The following is a 19457-nucleotide window of genomic DNA, read 5'->3' on the forward strand; positions in this document are numbered from 1 at the left end:
TGTGGGCTTCGAACTGAGACCGTGCATGGCTTTTATACTCAACGCCTTAGAAGCCCTCCTTTAAGAGGCTAGGCTCTGGTTAACTAAGCAAACACTCGATCTCTGCCATTCTTTTTGGCGATATAGAGCGCTTTGTCTGCTCGTTTTAGCGTCTGCTCAAAAGTGGACTCACCGTGATGCTCAGAGACGCCAATAGAGATGGTAATGTTGGCTGATTTGGTTGGAATTTGCGCGCTCTCTTTCCGGTTTGATTTACTGGTTAACATTCGCGAATCATTTCGTATAGCGATCTTATAATCCCTCACTTTAATTCTAATCTCCTCTAAGTGAGGCATAATCTCCTCCACGTCCTTATTGGGGAATACTATGGCAAATTCCTCGCCGCCATAACGGTAGACTTTACCCCCACCTCTAATTTTATTCAGTTTACAGGCGACCAACCGTAAAACTTGGTCGCCAATGTCGTGACCAAAATTGTCATTAAACTTTTTGAAATGGTCGATATCGACCATCGCTACGCTGTAGTGACTATTAAGTGACGGCGCCATGGTATTGAGTGCTCGACGAGAATAAAGCCCGGTGAGATCATCGCGGTAAGCCAACTGGTGAGACTCAAACAAGATGGCAAGCAGATAAACGAGAGCGAGCAAACAGAGTAGCAGTGCCAGTGGTAATTCAGCCGGTAAGTAAAATTGAAATAACCAAATAAACAAGGTGACAGTGATAGTCGAATCGATTCGGCTACCACGTGACACACAGCTAATGCAGGTGACCAGCGTTGCGATTCCTATTGGAACCTGCATCGGCGTTAGTAGCTCCAGTACAGTAGGGATCGTATTGGCAGGCGGTTGGTTAATAAAGGAAATCATCGCTATTGAGCCAAACGCGATGGCAAAACAAAGCGCGATACCGAGTATAATCTTGATTGAATACACTGAGAACAAGGCTCTATCGCGAGTTATCGCGAATAGCATAATGATTAATGTTCCGGCGAGAAAGATAGGTTCGCTTATTGGCTCAATAAGACTCGCGTCAACAATATCACCATACTCAAGCAGGTAATAGCTAAGCAGTAACAGTGCCAGGTAAGTGATGCGGCTAAAGTTAAATTGCAACGCCAACAACGCCGCCACTGGGAGCAGGTAGAGTGGCAGTTCACTTATTGTTGGCATCCACGCTTGCCAAATGTACTCATAATATTGCGCAGCGGCAATACCGCTGAACACAATAAAAATGGGCATAAAGAGGTAGCGGACGCTACGTAAAAATACCGACACTGAATATCCTTATAAATGGCCTCTTCAATATTATAGACGAGGCTCGCAGATATCAGTCATTAGTTGTCCTTTGAGATGTATATACCCGTTCTACTTTAAAGTGCATGTTTCAGAGCTGCTTGAGCGGGTTCAATTCAAGGCGCAGTGTTGTCATAATGGTGGTTCCCTTATAAGAGAATGCAACACGGAAGTGGATCCGCTCAGGCGCTCCCGTTGGGTGGGTTTAAAAGTGATTTATACTGCGTCACAGACCTTGGCAATAGACCTGCTATTCCACAACCGTCTTGGCCTTGTCTAAATCACTTTTAATTCCCACTGAAAGCAAGCATCTTGAGAGAGAACGGGGATATATACCCATCTAAGCAATTGACAAGTCTCACTCAATATTTTAATCAGCCAACAATGCCTCATTAGTTGGACAGTCCGCATAAATCAGTCTTAACTTCAAAGAGGGTAAACTGAGTTTGTGATGGGAATTAAAATGAAAATCGATCAATATTTTCAAGGCCAACCTTGCTGGGTAGAGTTAGCATCGTTAGATATTGCGATCAGCAAGCCTTTTTATCACGCATTGTTTGCTTGGGATATTGTTGACATGCCCATCCCACAGGGTACCTATAGTATGTTCAATCTAGAGGGGGACGATCTCGGGGCTATGTATCAATTGCCTGTTGAGATGATCAAAACGGGTGAATTAAGCCAATGGCTGATCTACTTTGCTGTAGAGGATCTCGATAATACGTTGGTGGATGTGGCAGGTGCAGGCGGCACCATAGTGCTTGGGCCTCATGATGTTGGTGAGGCGGGAAGAATGGCAGTGATTACTGATCCTGAAGGGGCAAAGTTTGCGCTATGGCAGGCCAACAATCATATGGGAGCTCAGCGCGCTGGTGAGAAAGGTACTTTATGCTGGGTGGAACTGGCTTGTCGTCAGCCTAAGATCGCAAAGCCTTTTTACTCTCATGTCTTTGGATGGGGCTCGCGAGTGACGGACATGGATGGTATGGAGTACACCGCGTGGCAGGTTGGAAGCCAAGAGGTTGGCGGTATGATGACAATGACTGACGAGTGGGGCGATATGCGAGCCCATTGGATGAGCTATTTTACCGTCGGCGATTGTGATGCAAAAGCACTGCAAGTGGTTGAACTTGGCGGTGCGATTTGCGTTCCTCCGACCGATATAGCCAATGTGGGTCGTTTTGCTGTGGTCAATGATCCTAATGGTGCCGTGTTCTCGATCATTGAACTGAAAATCGCGTAAACATCAGTTTTGTGTGAGTAATTGTAAATTAATGGTTTTTTATGTTGTTTAATCTTTATTGTTTGGTTAATTTGTTTGACTCCGTAGGACGGAGCCTAATCAAAGATGGTTATTTGATTATTAATAAAATTAATTTAGGGAAGACTACAAATGGTAAAGAAATGGATTGGCTTGATGTTGCCTATTGTATTGGTTAGCGTGATGGGATGTGCGTCAACTAGCGACTCAGAGAGTGGAAATGAGACTGTTGAAAAATCAAAGAAAAGCTGTTAAAAAGTGAAAACAACTGGTTCACGGTTAAGTCGCTGTCACTAGCCTTTATGAGTAAAACATAAAAAAGCACTGCTCTAGGCAGTGCTTTTTTGTTTTAGGACTAAAGCAAAGCATTACCCATTATTAGTGGTGATGCCTTTATCTAGATTTCTGCCATAGATAAGCAGGTAAATAGCAGGAATAACAAATAGCGACAGTAATGGTGCGGTCACCATACCGCCGACCATAGGTGCTGCGATTTTCTGCATCACTTCATTACCTGTACCACTACCCCACATGATCGGTAGTAAACCGAAAAAGATCGTCGCTACGGTCATGGCCTTAGGGCGAATACGCATCACGGCTCCGTGGATCAGTGCTTCAGATAAATCGCTACGTTGATTGTATTGCCCTGCTGCTTTGCGATCTCTGATGCTGTTATTCAGGTATACCTGCATCACCACACCAAACTCTGCTGCCACACCTGCAAGTGCAATCATGCCCACCGATACTGCAACCGAGAAATTGAAGTCCAAAAAGTACAACAACCATGCGCTACCCACGAGTGAAAAGGGCAGGCTGAGCATGATCACTGACGCTTGGATGAACGAGCTGAACGTCATCATCAGTAGCATAAAAATCACGATCAGCATCAGTGGTACAACCAACTCCATTTTGGCTTCGACTCGCTGCATATACTCATACTGCCCGGCAAAGGTGTAGCTATAGCGTGATGGTAGCTGGATCTGCTCATCAAGTGCTGTTCTTGCTGCCTTAATGTATTCACCAATAGAGATATCTTTTAAGTCAACAAACACCCAACTGATTAAGCGACCATTTTCACTGGCTAGCATGGGGGCACCATCGCTTACAGTAATACTCGCTAAATTGCCTAAAGGTAAGTATTTACCGGTTTTAGTCATTACCGGTAAATCCTTGAGTTTCTCAAGACTATCGCGCAGTTCGCGCGGGTAACGAATATTGATGGGATAGCGCTCTTGGCCTTGAATCGATTGGCCAACTTGCATACCACCAATGGCCATTTGCACCACGTCTTGGATATCTCTAAGTGTCATCCCGTAGCGAGCCGCATTCTTAAGATCCGGTTCAATATCGATATAACGTCCACCACTGGTACGTTGGGCAAATGCCGATGCGGTGCCTGGCAGCTTGCTAACCACAGCCTCAATCTCGGTCCCAATCCGTTGTAGCTCATCGATATCGGCGCCTGATATTTTGATGCCGACAGGCGTTCTCACCCCTGTAGAAAGCATATCAATACGGGTTTTGATAGGCTGCACCCATGCGTTGGTCATGCCTGGTACTTTGACGGTTTTTTGCAATTCAGCAATAATCCCCTCAAGTGTCATCCCTTCTCGCCATGTCTCTGGCGGGTTAAGCATGATGGTGGTTTCTAACATAGTTAACGGCGCGGGATCGGTTGCCGTCATTGCGCGGCCGACTTTACCAAATACCCGCTTAACTTCAGGCACGGTTTTAATCAATCGGTCTGTTTGTTGTAAGATCTCGGCCGCTTTACCCGCACTGACGCTGGGTAAGGTGGTCGGCATATAGAGTAAGTCACCCTCTTCAAGCTCTGGCATAAACTCGCTACCCATTTTCGTCATTGGGTATACAGCACTGCCAAGAGCCACAATAGCCAGCAAAATCGTGACTTTAGGAAAACGTAATACCAAGCGTAGCATTGGCTCGTATATCGCAATCAATACTCGGCTGATGGGGTTTCTGCGTTCGTCAGGAATTTTGCCGCGAACAAAGTAACCCATTAATACCGGGATCAAGGTGATCGCCAATATCGCACTGGCCGCCATGGCGAAGGTTTTAGTAAATGCCAGTGGATGGAATAAACGTCCCTCTTGTGCTTCAAGTGCAAATACAGGCACAAAGCTCAATGTGATGATCAGCAAACTGAAAAACAGCGCTGGCCCAACTTCAACTGAGGCTTGCCGGATGAGCTCCCAATGAGCATCGCCTGTTGGCGCTTCACCGTTATGTTTTTCACGATAGTGCTCTAGGTGCTTATGGGTGTTTTCGACCATCACAATGGCGGCGTCCACCACGGCACCAATGGCGATGGCAATCCCCCCTAGACTCATAATGTTGGCGTTAACACCAATAATATTCATCACGATAAAGCTGATTAATATCGAGATTGGCAGTGAAATAATCGCCACCAGTGTCGAGCGGGCATGCAGCAAGAAGACGAGACAAATAATGCCAACCACTAACATCTCTTCTAGCACTTTATGTGTCAGGTTCTCTACCGAATTGAGGATCAGTGTTGAGCGATCGTAAGTGATCACTAACTCAACCCCATCGGGTAAACCATTTTCAATCTCTTTTAGCTTATCTTTTACATTGTTGATGGTGGCTAGCGCGTTTTCGCCGTAGCGCATCACTACAATGCCGCCAACGACTTCGCCTTCACCATCCAACTCGGCGATGCCACGGCGAGCGGCTGGACCGGTACGCAGCTGCGCGACATCTTTCATCAAGATAGGGGTGCCAGACTCAGACACTATGCCGAGCGGGATCTCTTCAAAATCATCTAAGGTTTGGCGGTAGCCAGACGACGTGATCATGTACTCCGCTTCTGCCATCTCAATGACAGAACCGCCCGTTGAGCTGTTGGAGTTGTCTAAGGCATTTTTAACCGTCATCAAATCGATTTGATATAGGGCTAACTTATGCGGATCGACAATGATTTGATACGACTGCTCCATACCACCGATAGTGGCTATTTCTGATACGCCCTCAACGCTTTGTAACTCAAGCTTTAAGAACCAATCTTGCAAAGAGCGCAACTGAGCGAGGTCATGTTGACCCTTGCGATCGACCAAGGCATATTGAAATACCCAGCCTACTCCCGAGGCATCAGGCCCTAGGGTAGGTGTTACGCTGGCCGGCAGTTGTCCTTGGGTTTGCGACAAGTACTCCAATACTCGAGATCGTGCCCAATAGATATCGGTGCCGTCTTCAAAAATAATGTAGACGTAAGAGTCGCCAAACATTGAAAAGCCACGGACGGTCTTCGCACCAGGCACGGCCAACATGGCAGTTGATAATGGATAAGTGATCTGGTCTTCCACCAACTGTGGTGCTTGCCCTGGGTAAGAGGTTTTCACAATCACTTGCACATCTGATAGATCGGGTAATGCATCAAGGGGTGTCATGCGCATAGCTTGGTAGCCAATTAAGGCGATTATCGCAGTAAGCGCTAACACCATCACCCGCTGTTTAATCGCGGCGCTAATAATTTTCTCTAACATATCGTAGCCCTCCGATTAATGACTTGCGTGTGGATCGTCAGTAACATTGCTATTACTGCCACTTAAGCGCTGCAAACTGCCCTGAATACTGGCTTCTGAATCCAATAAGAATTGGCCAGACACTATCACTTTATCGCCAGCTTTTAGCCCTTCGATAATTTCAGCTTTTCCTTGGGAAATTATGCCCACTTTTACGCTGACAGAGGTAAATTTATTATCGTCTCGTTGCACCACGACTCGGTTCTCTCGGCCGGTAAGAATGAGCGCCTCGGTAGGAATGGACAGTACGTTTTTCTTTGGACCACCAAAGAGCGTGACATCAACTAAGGTGCCTGGCTTGAGTAGTTTTTCGGTATTTTCTAGCTTGATACGTACTCGCATTGCCCGCGAGACAGGATCCAGCTCTGGGTAGATGTAATCAATAGTCGATTCCAAATCAAACAAACCTTGAGAGGCGGAAGTCACCTCCACGGGGCGACCTTGTTCTAGCCAGCTTTGTTCGTTTTCAAACACGTCGGCAATTACCCACACACTGCTTAAATCAACAATTTCAAACAGCGTATTGCCAGGTTCAACATACATCCCATGGCGTACTGACAAGAGACTAACAAAACCATCTTGGTCGGCGTAATAAGGGACGCGATAAGTGGTTTCACCAGTTTGCTCTAAATGCTTGATGGTATTGGAGCTAACACCTAATAGTTCGAGACGTAAACGCGCTTTGCGCAGTAATCCTGCACCGCGATTCTTGTCTTGTTTGAGGTAATCGATAGCTTGCATGTAATCGTCTTGCGCATTAATGAGTTCTGGAGAGTACAATTCATAAAGAAGTTGCCCTTTCTTTACGCGTTGACCAACGGTATGCACCATTAAGGTTTCAATCCAGCCGCTAACGCGTGTATGCGCATGGCCAATAGCGTTTTCATTGTATTGCACGGTACCAATGGTCTTGACCTGCTTCCACAGAGTGCCCTCGGTGACTTGCTCGCTGCGCATGCCAAGAGCTTGTTGCATGCCGCCGGATACGCCGACAACGACCTCTTCAGTAACCCCACCTACAGTGACCTTTTCTAAGTTCATGCCGCATATAGGGCAAGTGCCTGGCACGTCAGAAACGACGTGAGGATGCATTGGGCAGACATATTTTATATTGCCATCCCCATTTGATTGAGCGGCAGGAATTAACGTCGGTTTTGGCTGACTTAGCAATTTCTCTGCTTTAGTTTGTGGCGCAACGGCTATTTTAGAGGCATCACTTTGATGACTGGCATGATCGTGGCCAGCATGTTCATTAGGGAGAGCTTCCTCCTCCTCTTCCTTGACTAAAAACATGTTACATTTTGGACATCGACCCGGTTCATGGCTCGTGACTTCGGGGTGCATGGGGCAGTAGTAATCTTTGTTCACTGCTGCGACAGTATCTGCTATTAATGTTCCACTCGATGATTCATCTTTGACGAGGAACATCTTACATATAGAACAACGGCCAGCTTCATGGCTGGTCTCTTCTGGATGCATTGGGCAGTAATATTCAGCGTTATGTTGCTGATTTTGTACTGTGGTTTCAGATTGCTCTTGTGATAGAGCTTGGCTGTAGCCAAGTATCGGGGTTGCAGCAACTAATAAGCTGCTTAGCGCACACACTGCGTTTTTACGAAACTGTTTTGATTTGAATAAACTCATAATGCCTTATCTCCACCCTAGCTTTTAGTGATGCATGTGACTTTTTTTATCGGCGTTTTCGCTATTTGCGATAGGCGTTAAGTCCATGCCACATTTAGGGCAGCTATCACCCGCTTTACCCGTAATTGCAGGGTTCATTGGACATGCGTGAGTGTCAGCAGTCATCTTATGATGAGCTGTCTTTCCCTTTTTTGGGCAAGAATCACAGTTATGTCCAGCGGCTTTTGTTGCTTTCAAGTCCATACCGCATTTAGGGCAAGAGTCGCCCTTAGCGCCGGTGACTTCAGGATGCATTGGGCAAGCGTAGCTTTGACTCTGCTCGGCGCCGTGATCATGTGCATGCGCTGATACAGCAGGTGCCCAGGTTAAAAACAAAAAGGTAGTTAATACCATGCTAATAAAGGTTTTCATAACTTAACTCCATCAAAGAGATGGCCGAATGCTGTAAGTGCTAATGCACAAAACAATTAACGGCTTAAATAATTGCTTAATAAGAATAAATAACGTTTTAAAAATGTAGAGACAGGGGGGCGTCTCGATTTACGCTATTGGAGGTCTTAAATCTTGTGGCAATGAGATAGAGTGGAAATGAGGCATTGGAGTGGCCATTGCAATATCGGAGGTGTTGTTGCCAGGCCATGACAACACATTAAACAGTGAACCTGTTACTGAAATTACCAAGCAATGGTTACAATCACTCTGGCATGATCCGTTGCCGTTGCAGCAATTCTTAGAGTTGCCGGGAAGCATTTGCGTATCCTCATCAGAATCACAGCAATGAGTGTTGCTATCTATTTGCTGTTGGTGGCATTCAGCCCCATCTTGCATGCTCATCATTGGCATATCATCAGCCATCGCATTCGGTACCATCAATGATCCATTAGATAGCATTAGCTGACTCAACAAAGCGAGTAGCGTAAAGGCTATTAATGTATGACGGCGAAGGATGCTAAACATGATGGTTCCAAGTAATGTGCTTTGATTAGTCTAACACAGCAAAAAAGTTACACATTGATAAAGTTCACAAATTCACTTTATCAATGTGTTAACAGCTGCGGGAGCTAGATTGCTATTTTTGCAGTAATATTTTAGCCATCAGTTGGCTATGAGTCATCAATGCGACCTGTTTCTCGCTACCGCTATCATCGGTTAACTTAATATAAGGCGAGTTGATAAACTGGTAAGCATCCTCTTCAGATAAAATACTCGGGGTGATCGCCTCATAGTTAGCGGCCGTTTCCAGATCGATATAGAGATATAGCGGTTCAGAGCGGACCCAATTAGAGTCATCGGCATTTGATTCAAAAAGATCGCGGTACTGTAGCTCAATTAAGTTTTGACCGTTCTCCAGTTGCAGGTATCGACTGTCAACATTATTTAACCCATTCACTCCGAGTACTTCAAGTGATTCAGGAAAAGAAACAGAGGCTGCCATACTGGTGAAACTGGCAAGAGAAAGTGCGATAACGCTGATAAATTTTTTCATAATAAACTCCAAACAAAACCGGTAACCATGGGCTGAATGCCTATGGATAAATTACATAGATGTAAATTGCGCTGAGCGCTTGTGATTTAAGGTTAAGCTTGCAGTGAGATCGGTGGTGGGTTAATTGATGCTTGTTCCGCAGTTTGAGGAGACCAAAAGATGGTTTGTAGGCTCTGTCCCGCTTGTTGAGAGCCGAGGTTGAGCTGAGCTTGTGCAATAATAGCGGGGATAGAAACACAGTGTGATACACAATCACCCATGCCTAACACCTCACACAATGCGTCACAATCAACCATGCTCGTGTTAATGCTTAGCATGGCGCTACCACAGCTGGGTGTATCTTGATGGGGAACGGCTATTGAGCTTATCAACACTGGGTTTATCGGTAGCTGAGTTAGTTCGATTTGCTGAACATGTTGGGAAGCGTGTGAGCTGGCATGCAAAAATTTAGGCATAGCCATCGCTGGTGAAAGCAAAAATTGCCCGACCAGTGAGATGAGTAATGCTAAATATGCGATGCGTTTGCACATGTTCAACTTTTCCAAATAATGATGATGTAACTAGATAGACCTTGCTACTAGGTAATTAGTTTCAGGCTACACATATATTTTTTATATTTGTTTGAACTCTGACTCATTTTCACATCTTGAAAAACTCAATTAAATGCTTTAAATACCGCATTATCAAGCCGATAAGACATAATCCTTGCGATAAACAAGGCTTTAGGCTAACTTTAGTGAAAGCGCATATATAGTGAGCAATTTTTGATTCAGTTGAGAGAGTTAGAGCCATGTCTCATTTTGCACTTTTAGTCCCAGATTAATCAGTAGGATATGGTTTATACTAGACCGCATAAATAGAGATGAAGTAAAACTTACATCGATATAAAAATTAAATATTTGGAGATGAGTGATGAACTGGCGAGCACTATTTAAACCTAGCGCAAAATTTTCGATTCTAGCATTGTTGGTCGTTGGTATCGTAGTTGGTGTTGTAGGTTATTTTGCGACACAACAAACTTTGCATGCAACAAGTTCAGATCAGTTCTGTATGAGCTGCCATAGCAATCATTCATTGAAAGATGAAGTGATGGCTTCTGCGCACGGCGGAGGACGCGCAGGTGTTACTGTGCAGTGTCAAGACTGTCACTTACCGCACAATCCAGTTAAGTACCTAGTTAAGAAAATTATTGTGTCTAAAGACCTATATGGTTTCATGACTATCGATGGTTTCAATACTCAAGCATGGTTGGATGAAAATCGTAAAGAGCAAGCCGATCACGCACTTAAGTACTTTAAAGGCAATGACTCAGCTAACTGTCAGCACTGTCATACTCGTATTTACGAAAACCAACCTGAAGCAATGAAGAAGATGGCGAAGAGAATGCACGCTAACAACTTCAAGAAAGCTGATGATAAGCGTAAGACTTGTGTTGATTGCCACAAAGGCGTTGCTCACGTTTACGTTAAATAAGACTCAGTAAACAACAAGCACTATGAATGCAAGTTAGATGAGCTAGCATTCACAGCTTAAAGCCCCATGATAGAAATATCACGGGGCTTTTTTGTGGCTGTTATTTGGGAATCGATAGGGCAGAGACGGTAAGTCGATAGAGCTGAGACGGTAAGTCGATAGAGCTGAGACGGTGAAGCCGGATAGGGCTGAGATGGTAAGTCGATAGGGCTGAGACGGTAAAGCCGATAGAGCTGAGACGGTGAAGCCGATAGAGCTGAGACGGTGAAGCCGATAGAGCTGAGACGGTGAAGCCGATAGAGCTGAGACGGTGAAGCCGATAGAGCTGAGATGGTGAAGCCGGATAGAGCTGAGATGGTGGAGCCGGATGGAACTGAGGTGGTGAAGCCGGATAGAGCTGAGATGGTGAAGCCGGATAGGGCTGAGATGGTAAAGCCGGATGGAACTGAGGTGGTGAAGCCGGATAGAGCTGAGATGGTGAAGCTGGATGGAACTGAGGTGGTGAAGCTGGATGGAACTGAGACGGTAAAGGCGGTGGGGCTGAGATGGTAAGTCGATAGGGCTGAGACGGTAAAGCGGATAGAGCTGAGATGGTGAAGCCGGATAGGGTTGAAGCATAGGTTAGGAATAACCGAAATAGCAAAGAATATGCAGCTTGCTGAGTATCCTTTGCTTTGCCGTCAGCGAAGCGCCCGTCTTAGACTTTTCGTCTAAGCACTTGTCGACTTAGTATATTTCGGCTGTTAACCGTTCTAGCTTTTTTGTTGAGCCAAAACCTGTTGGCGATATTGCAGTAAGCTAAAGACGCCGAAAATAAACACTTGTAGATAATCGCCCTTTTTTAACGCTATTAGGCTTTTAAAAATAGTGTGAAAGATCATCGTTTGGAAGCTGTGCATAAGCACTGTCACGGCCAGAAGAATATTCAAAATAACGGCAATGTTTCCGTCAAATGGCACCGCTAGATTATAAAACATCATTAACCATGCCAAGGCGGTGGCTAGCTTTCCTAACAGTAAAACCAGTTTCATTTAAACACTCTCCTCAGCACCTTGAGTATCGTCAGTTTCCTGCTGTGGGCTGTATTGATATAAACGATAGATCACTTGTCCTGCTTTTTTCTCTTTAAGTTGTGTCCAACTCGCGGGCACATCAAGCTGTGCTAATTCAGACTCAGTTTCAACATAGATAAGTGCGTCAGCGAGTAACCATTGCTGCTGATCTAGCAATTGGATACTTTTCTCTGTCAGTGACTTTCTGAAAGGCGGGTCGATAAATACAATATCAAAGCCTTTATCAGGCGTTGTCGCTAATAGCTTTAAGCTATCGCCCTTAATCACATCGGCGTCGTCACACTTTAACGTCGCTAAGTTTGCAACGAGTTGCTTTGCCGCCTGCGGTTGTAGCTCAAATACTCGGGCATAGGCAGCGTATCGTGACAAAGACTCTAAACTCAGCGCACCACTACCACCAAAACAGTCCAGCACTCTGGCGCCACGTACATCGTTTGCTATCCAATTAAACAAGGTTTCACGCACTCGGTCAGTCGTGGGGCGCAATCCTTCTAGATCATGAATAGGCAGTTTGCGTGATCGCCACTGGCCAGAAATAATCCTTACTTGGCCACTTGAGAGTATTTTTTTGACCATGGTGTCCTCGTGATTTTGCCTTATGGCAGAAAGTGGTAGACTATAGCGTCTGATTTAAGGTCGTTATTTTATATCAAAGCATCACTAAAAGGTAAAAAGCCGTCGTGTACATACGATTCGGTTATATTTTTGCTGCTTTAAGCAGCGTAATTTTGCCATGCTTTTGATATAACGTCCTCCTCCTAACGCATTTATGTACAGCTATTTGAGCATCGGTAAAACACATGGCAAAGAAAGGTTTTTTTTCCTGGTTCCGCAAGGATAAATCTACAGAACAACCACAGGAAGCTGAAGCAGAGTTAAACGTATCAGCTTCGGCTGAAACTGAGCAAGCTGACGCTAAACAAATTGAAGCTGATAACGTTGCTGCAGAGCTCGTTGAATCAGAAAGAGTCGCTGCAGAGCAAGTCGCAGAAACGGAAGCTGCACGTATTGCCGCTGAGCAGGCAGAGGCTGAAACAGTCTCTGCCGAGCAAGCCGCAGAAACGGAAGCTGCACGTATTGCCGCTGAGCAGGCAGAAGTTGAAAGAGTTGCTGCCGAGCAAGCCGCAGAAGCTGAAGCTGCGCGTATTGCCGCTGAGCAGGCAGAAGTTGAAAGAGTTGCTGCCGAGCAAGCCGCAGAAGCGGAAGTTGTACGTATTGCCGCTGAGCAGGCAGAGGCTGAAAGAGTTGCAGCCGAGCAAGCCGCAGAAGCGGAAGTTGTACGTATTGCCGCTGAGCAGGCAGAAGTTGAAAGAGTTGCTGCCGAGCAAGCCGCAGAAGCGGAAGCTGCGCGTATTGCCGCTGAGCAGGCAGAGGCTGAAAGAGTTGCTGCCGAGCAAGCCGCAGAAGCGGAAGCTGCACGTATTGCCGCTGAGCAGGCAGAGGCTGAAAGAGTTGCTGCTGAGCAAGCCGCAGAAGCGGAAGCTGCGCGTATTGCCGCTGAGCAGGCAGAGGTTGAAACAGTCGCTGCCGAGCAAGCTGCACAAGCTGCACAAGCTGACAATATAGCAACAGAGCAACAACCAGAGCCGCAAGCTAAGCCGGTAAAAGAGGGATTATTTGCCCGACTTAAACGTGGTTTAAAGCGTACGAGTGCAAGTATTGGTAGTGGCTTTGTTGGTTTATTTAGCGGCAAAAAGATTGATGACGATCTTTTTGAAGAGTTAGAAGAGCAGCTACTGATCGCTGATGTCGGTGTTGAAACCACCACCCGCTTGATTAAAAATTTAACCGAGCAGGCCAGTCGCAAACAGCTCAAAGATGGTGAAGCGCTGTATGAGCTGATGCGTGATGAGATGCAAAAAATATTAGATCCGGTATCAATTCCACTAATTCCAGAAAATGCAGATGGTCCGTTTGTTATTTTAATGGTCGGTGTCAACGGTGTGGGTAAAACCACGACTATCGGCAAGCTGGCTAAGCAATATCAAGCTGAAGGTAAAACAGTCATGCTAGCGGCGGGTGATACTTTCCGCGCAGCAGCCGTTGAACAGCTGCAAGTGTGGGGACAGCGTAATGATATTCCGGTAATAGCACAGCATACGGGTGCCGATAGTGCATCAGTGTTGTTTGATGCTCTGCAAGCCGCAAAGGCACGTAAGGTTGATGTGCTGATTGCCGATACCGCAGGTCGCTTACAAAATAAAGCACACTTGATGGACGAATTAAAGAAAGTCGTACGTGTGATGAAAAAGCAGAACCCAGCAGCCCCGCATGAAGTGATGCTCACCCTAGATGCAAGCACAGGCCAGAATGCGATTAACCAAGCAAAAATTTTCCAAGAGGCTGTGGGAGTCACAGGGATCACTATTAGTAAGCTAGATGGCACCGCAAAAGGCGGGGTGATTTTTGCAATTGCTGACAAATTTGGTATTCCTATTCGTCATATTGGTGTTGGTGAGCAGATTGACGATCTTCGTACTTTTGATGCAAAAGACTTTATTGAAGCACTGTTTAGTCAATCAAAAGACGACATAGACACAAAATAGCGTTAGTTTATAAACCTTAATAGCGATATCGACGACGAAGAAATCTAATTAATGATTCGATTTGAGCAAGTAAGTAAAGTTTATACCGGCGGGCAAAAAGCGCTATCGGATGTGAGCTTTCATTTAAAGCGTGGCGAAATGGCGTTTCTTACTGGTCACTCTGGTGCGGGTAAGAGTACCTTGCTTAAGTTGATCACGGTAATTGAACGCGCTAATGGCGGCAAGGTGTCAATTAACGGTCATGACATTGCTAAGCTCCGCCGTGCTCAAGTGCCTTATTTACGTCGGGATATCGGGATGATTTTTCAAAATCATCACCTATTAATGGAAAAGAGTGTATTTGATAATGTCGCACTACCGTTAATTATTGAAGGTTTTTCCCATGGAGAGATCCGTAAGCGAGTGGCTGGTGCACTTGATATGGTTGGCCTCTATGGTAAAGAACGACATCATCCCATTATGCTTTCAGGCGGTGAACAGCAACGTGTCGGTATTGCCCGAGCGATTGTGAATAAGCCGCCGCTATTACTTGCCGATGAACCCACGGGTAACTTAGATCCTAAATTATCGATGGACATACTGCGCCTGTTTGAAACTTTTAATGATTCAGGTACCACGGTATTGATCGCAACGCATGACTTAGGTCTTATCGCACGCATGAAATACCGCACTCTCACGCTTAAGCAAGGTCGTGTGCTTGGCGCTCAAGAATTAGATCAATCTGACACTTTAGGTGCCTACTGAGGATTATGATGAATAAGCAACCTCAGTTAACTCGCAGCAAACTACCCATATCCGGTCAAATAGTGATGTTTTTTATTCGCCATATCCAACACGCTATGGCGAGTTTAGGTGAGTTATGGCGCAATCCCATTTCATCATTAATGACGATGGCCGTACTTGGAGTCAGTCTCAGTTTGCCAGCTGCGTTGCAAGTGCTGGTTAAAAATGCCGAAACTATCACTCAATCATGGAACAGCGCTGCCGAAATATCGTTATTTGTCGATGAAGGGCGCAGTGAAAAAAGTATTCAAAGTTTGATCGCTCGACTCAAAGTTTACCCCGAAGTGGCAGAGGTTAATTATATTAATCGTGATCAAGCCCTAGAAGAGTTTCAACGGCTTTCAGGCTTTGGTGAAGCATTATCCTATTTAGATGTTAACCCACTTCCAGCTGTCGTGATGGTGACGCCCAGTCTTAAATATTCAAGTGCTACGGGCGCGCGCGAGTTGCTGAGAAAGCTGGAGCAAGAAGCTGAAGTGAGTTTTGGTCGACTTGATATTGAATGGTTAGAACGATTACAAGCCGTAGTGCGTTTACTTGAACGCACGGTATTGGCGATTGCAGCGCTACTGGTGTTAGCGGTTGTGCTTGTTATAGGTAACACTATTCGCCTCGCTATTATGAACCGCCGTACCGAAATCGAGGTGATGAAGCTTGTTGGTGCCACGGAAGCCTTTATACGAAGGCCATTCCTTTATACCGGTATTTGGTTTGGTATCATTGGTGGCATATTAGCCTGGGTGATTATTAATTTACTGGTATGGTATTTAGACTCCGCACTGGCTGAGTTACTTGGTTTGTATGGCAGCCAGCTGCATATGGAATCACTGACATTAACAGAGCTTGGGCAACTGGTTCTATTAGCTTCATTTTTAGGTTGGCTTGGCTCATACCTCTCCGTACGCCAACATTTGCGGGCTATTGAACCTTCATAGTTATATATTAGGTATAGATGAGGCGCAAAGGCAAAGATGAACTATCCTTCATTTGCGTTGTCTCTATGTAGGTGTGAAAATTCAACCGTATTAGATAACGCCGATGGTTGACATATTTTGTCAATTAGTCGATAGTTCACGGTCCATCTCAATAGAGGTGTGATTTTCAGGTTTAGTTAGACCGTAGTATTAGTAATAAGTAGCAGGAGCGTGAATGACAGATCAAACGCAAACAATGGCACTAATGGTTCCTCAAAGTAGTGGAAGCCTCGAGTCTTATATTCACTCTGCGCATAGAATTTCTATGTTGGATGCAGAGACAGAACATGAGCTGGCGAAGCGTCTGCAGGAAACCGGTGACCTACAAGCTGCGAAACAACTGATTATGTCGCACTTGCGCTTCGTGGTACATGTTGCAAAAGGCTATTCTGGATACGGTTTACCGCAAGCCGATTTAATTCAAGAAGGCAATATTGGCCTGATGAAAGCCGTTAAGCGTTTTGACCCAGATGTGGGTGTGCGCTTGGTGTCATTTGCTGTTCATTGGATCAAAGCAGAAATTCACGAATATGTGCTTAAAAACTGGCGCATAGTTAAGGTCGCAACCACAAAAGCACAGCGTAAGTTGTTCTTTAACCTTCGTAAAACTAAAAAGCGTCTTGGCTGGTTTACGGATAATGAAGTAGGCATGGTTGCAGAAAGCCTAGGTGTTGCAAAATCTGACGTGACCGAAATGGAATCACGCATGGCAGCCCAAGATCCCGCTTTTGATTTGGCCAGCGATAACGATGATGAGAAAGACTATGCACCTATGCATTATCTTGAAGATCATTCATCTGATTTGGCTAACCAAGTTGAAAATGATAACTGGGAAAAAAATAATCAAACGCGCCTGCTTTCAGCTATCAAAACACTTGATGAGCGTAGTCAGCACATTCTTCAGGCTCGTTGGTTAAATGAAGATAAAACAACGCTACAAGAGTTAGCGACCACTTATCAAGTATCGGCAGAGCGAATCCGACAACTTGAAAAGAATGCCATGAACAAACTAAAAGGGCGAATGGAAGCTTAAGGCTTTTTATTTGCACTGACTGAAACCTGCTACGGCAGGTTTTTTTATGTCTGGAACATTTATGCCGAAAGCCCATGGATGGGCAGCTTACGGCTTTATGTCTGGAACATTTGTTTCAGACATTGTTTTTGAAATCAAGCTGCGCTTGACCAAAGTCGTGGGATTCCATCCCACACCCGGCCAAGAAGGGGTCAACAGCAACCCCCTCTTGGATCACCCCTGCCGCCCCAGACGAAGTTGTCTCCCTCGTACTTATGGATAAATCACTAACGCTTCCGATGGGGCATCCTGCCTGCGAAAGCTAACCCGACATCTCTGTCGGGCTTACGCGATTTATTCCAACGTACTTCGGCAACTTCGATGGGGAATAGGTGTTTTCTGTTCGTTAGGTATGAAATCTAACTGTTGAGTTCCTATTTTTAAACTCAAATGCCTAATGGATGCGCTTTTCGAAACCAGTGTAGATGCAGCAGAGGTCGTTGAAAACAAGGCCAATTCTGTTCCAGACAGAATACGGCATTCCATCCATCCTTGGAGGTCAGATGTTTTCGTTGAGGCCACAAGGACGTGCTTGCGGCGAGCCTCAGCAGTATCTGCACATGCGGTCGTTCATTCATATCTGCCCCATATGGATATGGGAAATGTCTTTATGATGTCGGGGACATCATTGACCATGTGATCACGACATTCGGACATCCTGTCCAGCACCACCGCAGGTCATTGGAACCAATGTGGCTGGAGTTATTCTGAGACTTTATGCATAAGACCTAACAGCCGAGAAAAGTAGTAAATAGGAAATTCACGGCGTATATCAATCGGATTCTAATTTATGTGTCTAAAGTTGAATGAAATTCAACTTACTATTTAGTTAGAAGAATCGCTGCAATAATCTGTTTGCGTACAACCTTAATCCCTACTGTAGCGACATCTGGCCACGGGTAATAATATCTTGGCCGCTTGAAGCGGGCAATTTTGTCGGCGAGAAACTCTGTTAACTCTGCTTCTGACGGCTGACTTGCTAAATCATTAGCAAGTTTGATAATTGCTACAGGTAAGTGACCAAACTTGTCATCAGCTTTAGCGAAGACGATGGCATCAGCAATCAAAGGGTGCAGCTTTAACACGGCTTCAATCTCTTCAGGTTGCAGGTTTTCACCACCGCAAACAAACATGTTGTCTAAACGGCCGTCAATGCACAGATTGCCGTTTTTATCCCAATGTCCTAAGTCTGTACTGCGAAACCAACCTTGTATCTCTAATGAAGTGTCCTGTGGCTTATTAAGGCCATCGACACCAAGGTAGCCAAGAAACAAACAGTCGCCTTTTAGCCATATCTCACCGTCGACTATTTTTAACTCTCGTTGAGGTAAAAGTTGGCCGCTTGAGCTATCAGCACGGGCGATGCCAGTGGTGATCTGTGAGCCCATCTCGGTCATGCCGTAACTGGTAAAGGCGTTAATATTGAGCACTGCAAGTTGGTTGAGTAGATCGGCTGAAATCGCGCCACCACCTAACAGCATCGCTTTGACGTGATGGAAGCAGTGAGTGTCAGCGCTCAGTAACTGCTGCAGTTGCGCGCTGACCAATGACAAATGGCTGACTTGGTCTCTGGTTAACTGCTCGGCGAGGGTGATTGATTTATCTTCAAATACCACACAGGCACCCACGAGTGCACAACGATTGAGAATAGCCAGCCCACCGATATGAAACAGCGGCAGCGAGAGTAACCAGCTATCTGTCTCCATAATATCGATCAGCGTTTTAGCGCCTTTGGCACTGGCGATATGGTTCTGCAGGCTATGCACCGCGGCTTTGGGTAAGCCAGTACTACCTGAGGTGAGAATGGCATCTACTGCTTGCGCAGGATCGATCTTGAGCGACTGCTGAGGACTTGTTTTGCCAAACTCAAATTCTAGCAAGCGAGTGTTATCTTGGCCCAGTGTTAGCAGTTTAGCTTTTAGATCTGGTAATAGGGCTTGGGTGTTATTGGATAGCCAACAATAGCGATATTGATGAGTTTGGATTAATTCGATTAGCTGCTTTTGTGCAAAACGTGGTGAGACTGGGCAAAACAGTAGACCGTGGTCGACACATGCCCAGTAAAGCTTGAGTAGCTCGGGGTTATTATTGGCAATACAAGCGACTCTATCCCCTTGCTGCAGCCCTGCTTGCTTAAGCTGCTCACCAATAGCGACGACGTACTGGCTTAGCTGCTGATAACTGACGGCGTGGCCGCTAATCTTATAGGCGATTGAATCAGGTCGTTGCGTAGCAATCTGATGAATAGGTGACAGGATAAGGGCGTTAGCAGGACGGTTCGGCATAA

Annotated in this window: 16 protein-coding genes and 1 pseudogene; 7 read left to right on the top strand and 10 right to left on the bottom strand. The window is 45.6% G+C overall.

What is annotated here, in order from left to right; all coding sequences use genetic code 11:
• Positions 1 to 83: 83 nt before the first annotated feature.
• Positions 84 to 1277, bottom strand: coding sequence for a GGDEF domain-containing protein (locus tag CXF82_RS18510; protein ID WP_101090746.1), 1194 nt, complete (start codon positions 1275 to 1277; stop codon positions 84 to 86).
• A gap of 481 nt (positions 1278 to 1758) precedes the next feature.
• On the opposite strand from CXF82_RS18510, the gene CXF82_RS18515 reads away from it, so the two are divergent.
• Entirely contained in the window at positions 1759 to 2538 is a 780-nt protein-coding gene (locus CXF82_RS18515; protein WP_102044723.1) for a VOC family protein, read from the top strand.
• Between the two features lie 386 nt (positions 2539 to 2924).
• On the opposite strand, the gene CXF82_RS18520 is transcribed toward CXF82_RS18515, so the two are convergent.
• The 6 genes from CXF82_RS18520 to CXF82_RS18545 all read right to left on the bottom strand — a co-directional run bounded on the left by CXF82_RS18520 (position 2925) and on the right by CXF82_RS18545 (position 9779).
• Positions 2925 to 6080, bottom strand: a complete 3156-nt coding sequence (locus CXF82_RS18520) for an efflux RND transporter permease subunit (RefSeq protein WP_101090744.1) — start codon at positions 6078 to 6080, stop codon at positions 2925 to 2927.
• A 15-nt stretch (positions 6081 to 6095) separates the two neighbouring features.
• Positions 6096 to 7763, bottom strand: a complete 1668-nt coding sequence (locus CXF82_RS18525; RefSeq protein WP_102044724.1) for an efflux RND transporter periplasmic adaptor subunit — start codon at positions 7761 to 7763, stop codon at positions 6096 to 6098.
• Between the two features lie 24 nt (positions 7764 to 7787).
• A complete protein-coding gene (locus CXF82_RS18530) occupies positions 7788 to 8174 on the bottom strand; it encodes a heavy metal-binding domain-containing protein (RefSeq protein ID WP_101090742.1) in 387 nt (128 codons plus the stop codon).
• A 129-nt stretch (positions 8175 to 8303) separates the two neighbouring features.
• Positions 8304 to 8720: a hypothetical protein gene (locus tag CXF82_RS18535; RefSeq protein WP_101090741.1), complete on the bottom strand. Its 417-nt coding sequence runs from the start codon at positions 8718 to 8720 to the stop codon at positions 8304 to 8306.
• Positions 8721 to 8832: 112 nt separating this feature from the next.
• Positions 8833 to 9249 carry a DUF2057 family protein gene (locus CXF82_RS18540; RefSeq protein WP_101090740.1) on the bottom strand — a complete coding sequence of 139 codons (417 nt, stop codon included), beginning with the start codon at positions 9247 to 9249 and terminating at the stop codon, positions 8833 to 8835.
• A 92-nt stretch (positions 9250 to 9341) separates the two neighbouring features.
• Positions 9342 to 9779, bottom strand: a complete 438-nt coding sequence (locus CXF82_RS18545; RefSeq protein ID WP_101090739.1) for a hypothetical protein — start codon at positions 9777 to 9779, stop codon at positions 9342 to 9344.
• A gap of 382 nt (positions 9780 to 10161) precedes the next feature.
• On the opposite strand from CXF82_RS18545, the gene CXF82_RS18550 reads away from it, so the two are divergent.
• Both CXF82_RS18550 and CXF82_RS18555 read left to right on the top strand, forming a co-directional pair.
• Positions 10162 to 10722 (top strand): NapC/NirT family cytochrome c, encoded by a 561-nt coding sequence (locus CXF82_RS18550; protein WP_101090738.1) that lies wholly within the window; start codon positions 10162 to 10164, stop codon positions 10720 to 10722.
• Positions 10723 to 11046: 324 nt separating this feature from the next.
• A pseudogene (locus CXF82_RS18555) lies at positions 11047 to 11274 on the top strand (hypothetical protein); the annotation flags it as partial.
• A gap of 200 nt (positions 11275 to 11474) precedes the next feature.
• Here CXF82_RS18555 and CXF82_RS18560 read toward each other — a convergent pair.
• Positions 11475 to 11753 (bottom strand): DUF1145 domain-containing protein, encoded by a 279-nt coding sequence (locus CXF82_RS18560; protein WP_102039902.1) that lies wholly within the window; start codon positions 11751 to 11753, stop codon positions 11475 to 11477.
• Complete coding sequence (rsmD, locus tag CXF82_RS18565) at positions 11754 to 12371, bottom strand: 16S rRNA (guanine(966)-N(2))-methyltransferase RsmD (RefSeq protein ID WP_102044726.1); 618 nt, start codon at positions 12369 to 12371, stop codon at positions 11754 to 11756.
• Between the two features lie 224 nt (positions 12372 to 12595).
• Here rsmD and ftsY point away from each other — a divergent pair, with 224 nt between their 5' ends.
• The 4 genes from ftsY to rpoH all read left to right on the top strand — a co-directional run bounded on the left by ftsY (position 12596) and on the right by rpoH (position 17131).
• On the top strand, positions 12596 to 14341 hold the full coding sequence (ftsY, locus tag CXF82_RS18570; protein WP_102044727.1) for a signal recognition particle-docking protein FtsY: 1746 nt from the start codon (positions 12596 to 12598) through the stop codon (positions 14339 to 14341).
• Positions 14342 to 14392: 51 nt separating this feature from the next.
• Positions 14393 to 15085, top strand: coding sequence for a cell division ATP-binding protein FtsE (gene ftsE / locus CXF82_RS18575; RefSeq protein WP_102044728.1), 693 nt, complete (start codon positions 14393 to 14395; stop codon positions 15083 to 15085).
• Between the two features lie 8 nt (positions 15086 to 15093).
• Positions 15094 to 16059 carry a permease-like cell division protein FtsX gene (ftsX, locus tag CXF82_RS18580; protein ID WP_101090732.1) on the top strand — a complete coding sequence of 322 codons (966 nt, stop codon included), beginning with the start codon at positions 15094 to 15096 and terminating at the stop codon, positions 16057 to 16059.
• 214 nt (positions 16060 to 16273) lie between these two features.
• Entirely contained in the window at positions 16274 to 17131 is an 858-nt protein-coding gene (rpoH, locus tag CXF82_RS18585) for an RNA polymerase sigma factor RpoH (RefSeq protein WP_101090731.1), read from the top strand.
• Positions 17132 to 17991: 860 nt separating this feature from the next.
• On the opposite strand, the gene menE is transcribed toward rpoH, so the two are convergent.
• Entirely contained in the window at positions 17992 to 19455 is a 1464-nt protein-coding gene (menE, locus tag CXF82_RS18595; protein ID WP_102044730.1) for an o-succinylbenzoate--CoA ligase, read from the bottom strand.
• Between the last annotated feature and the right edge of the window lie 2 nt (positions 19456 to 19457).

Source organism: Shewanella sp. GutDb-MelDb (genome assembly GCF_002836075.1).
Lineage (GTDB): Bacteria > Pseudomonadota > Gammaproteobacteria > Enterobacterales > Shewanellaceae > Shewanella.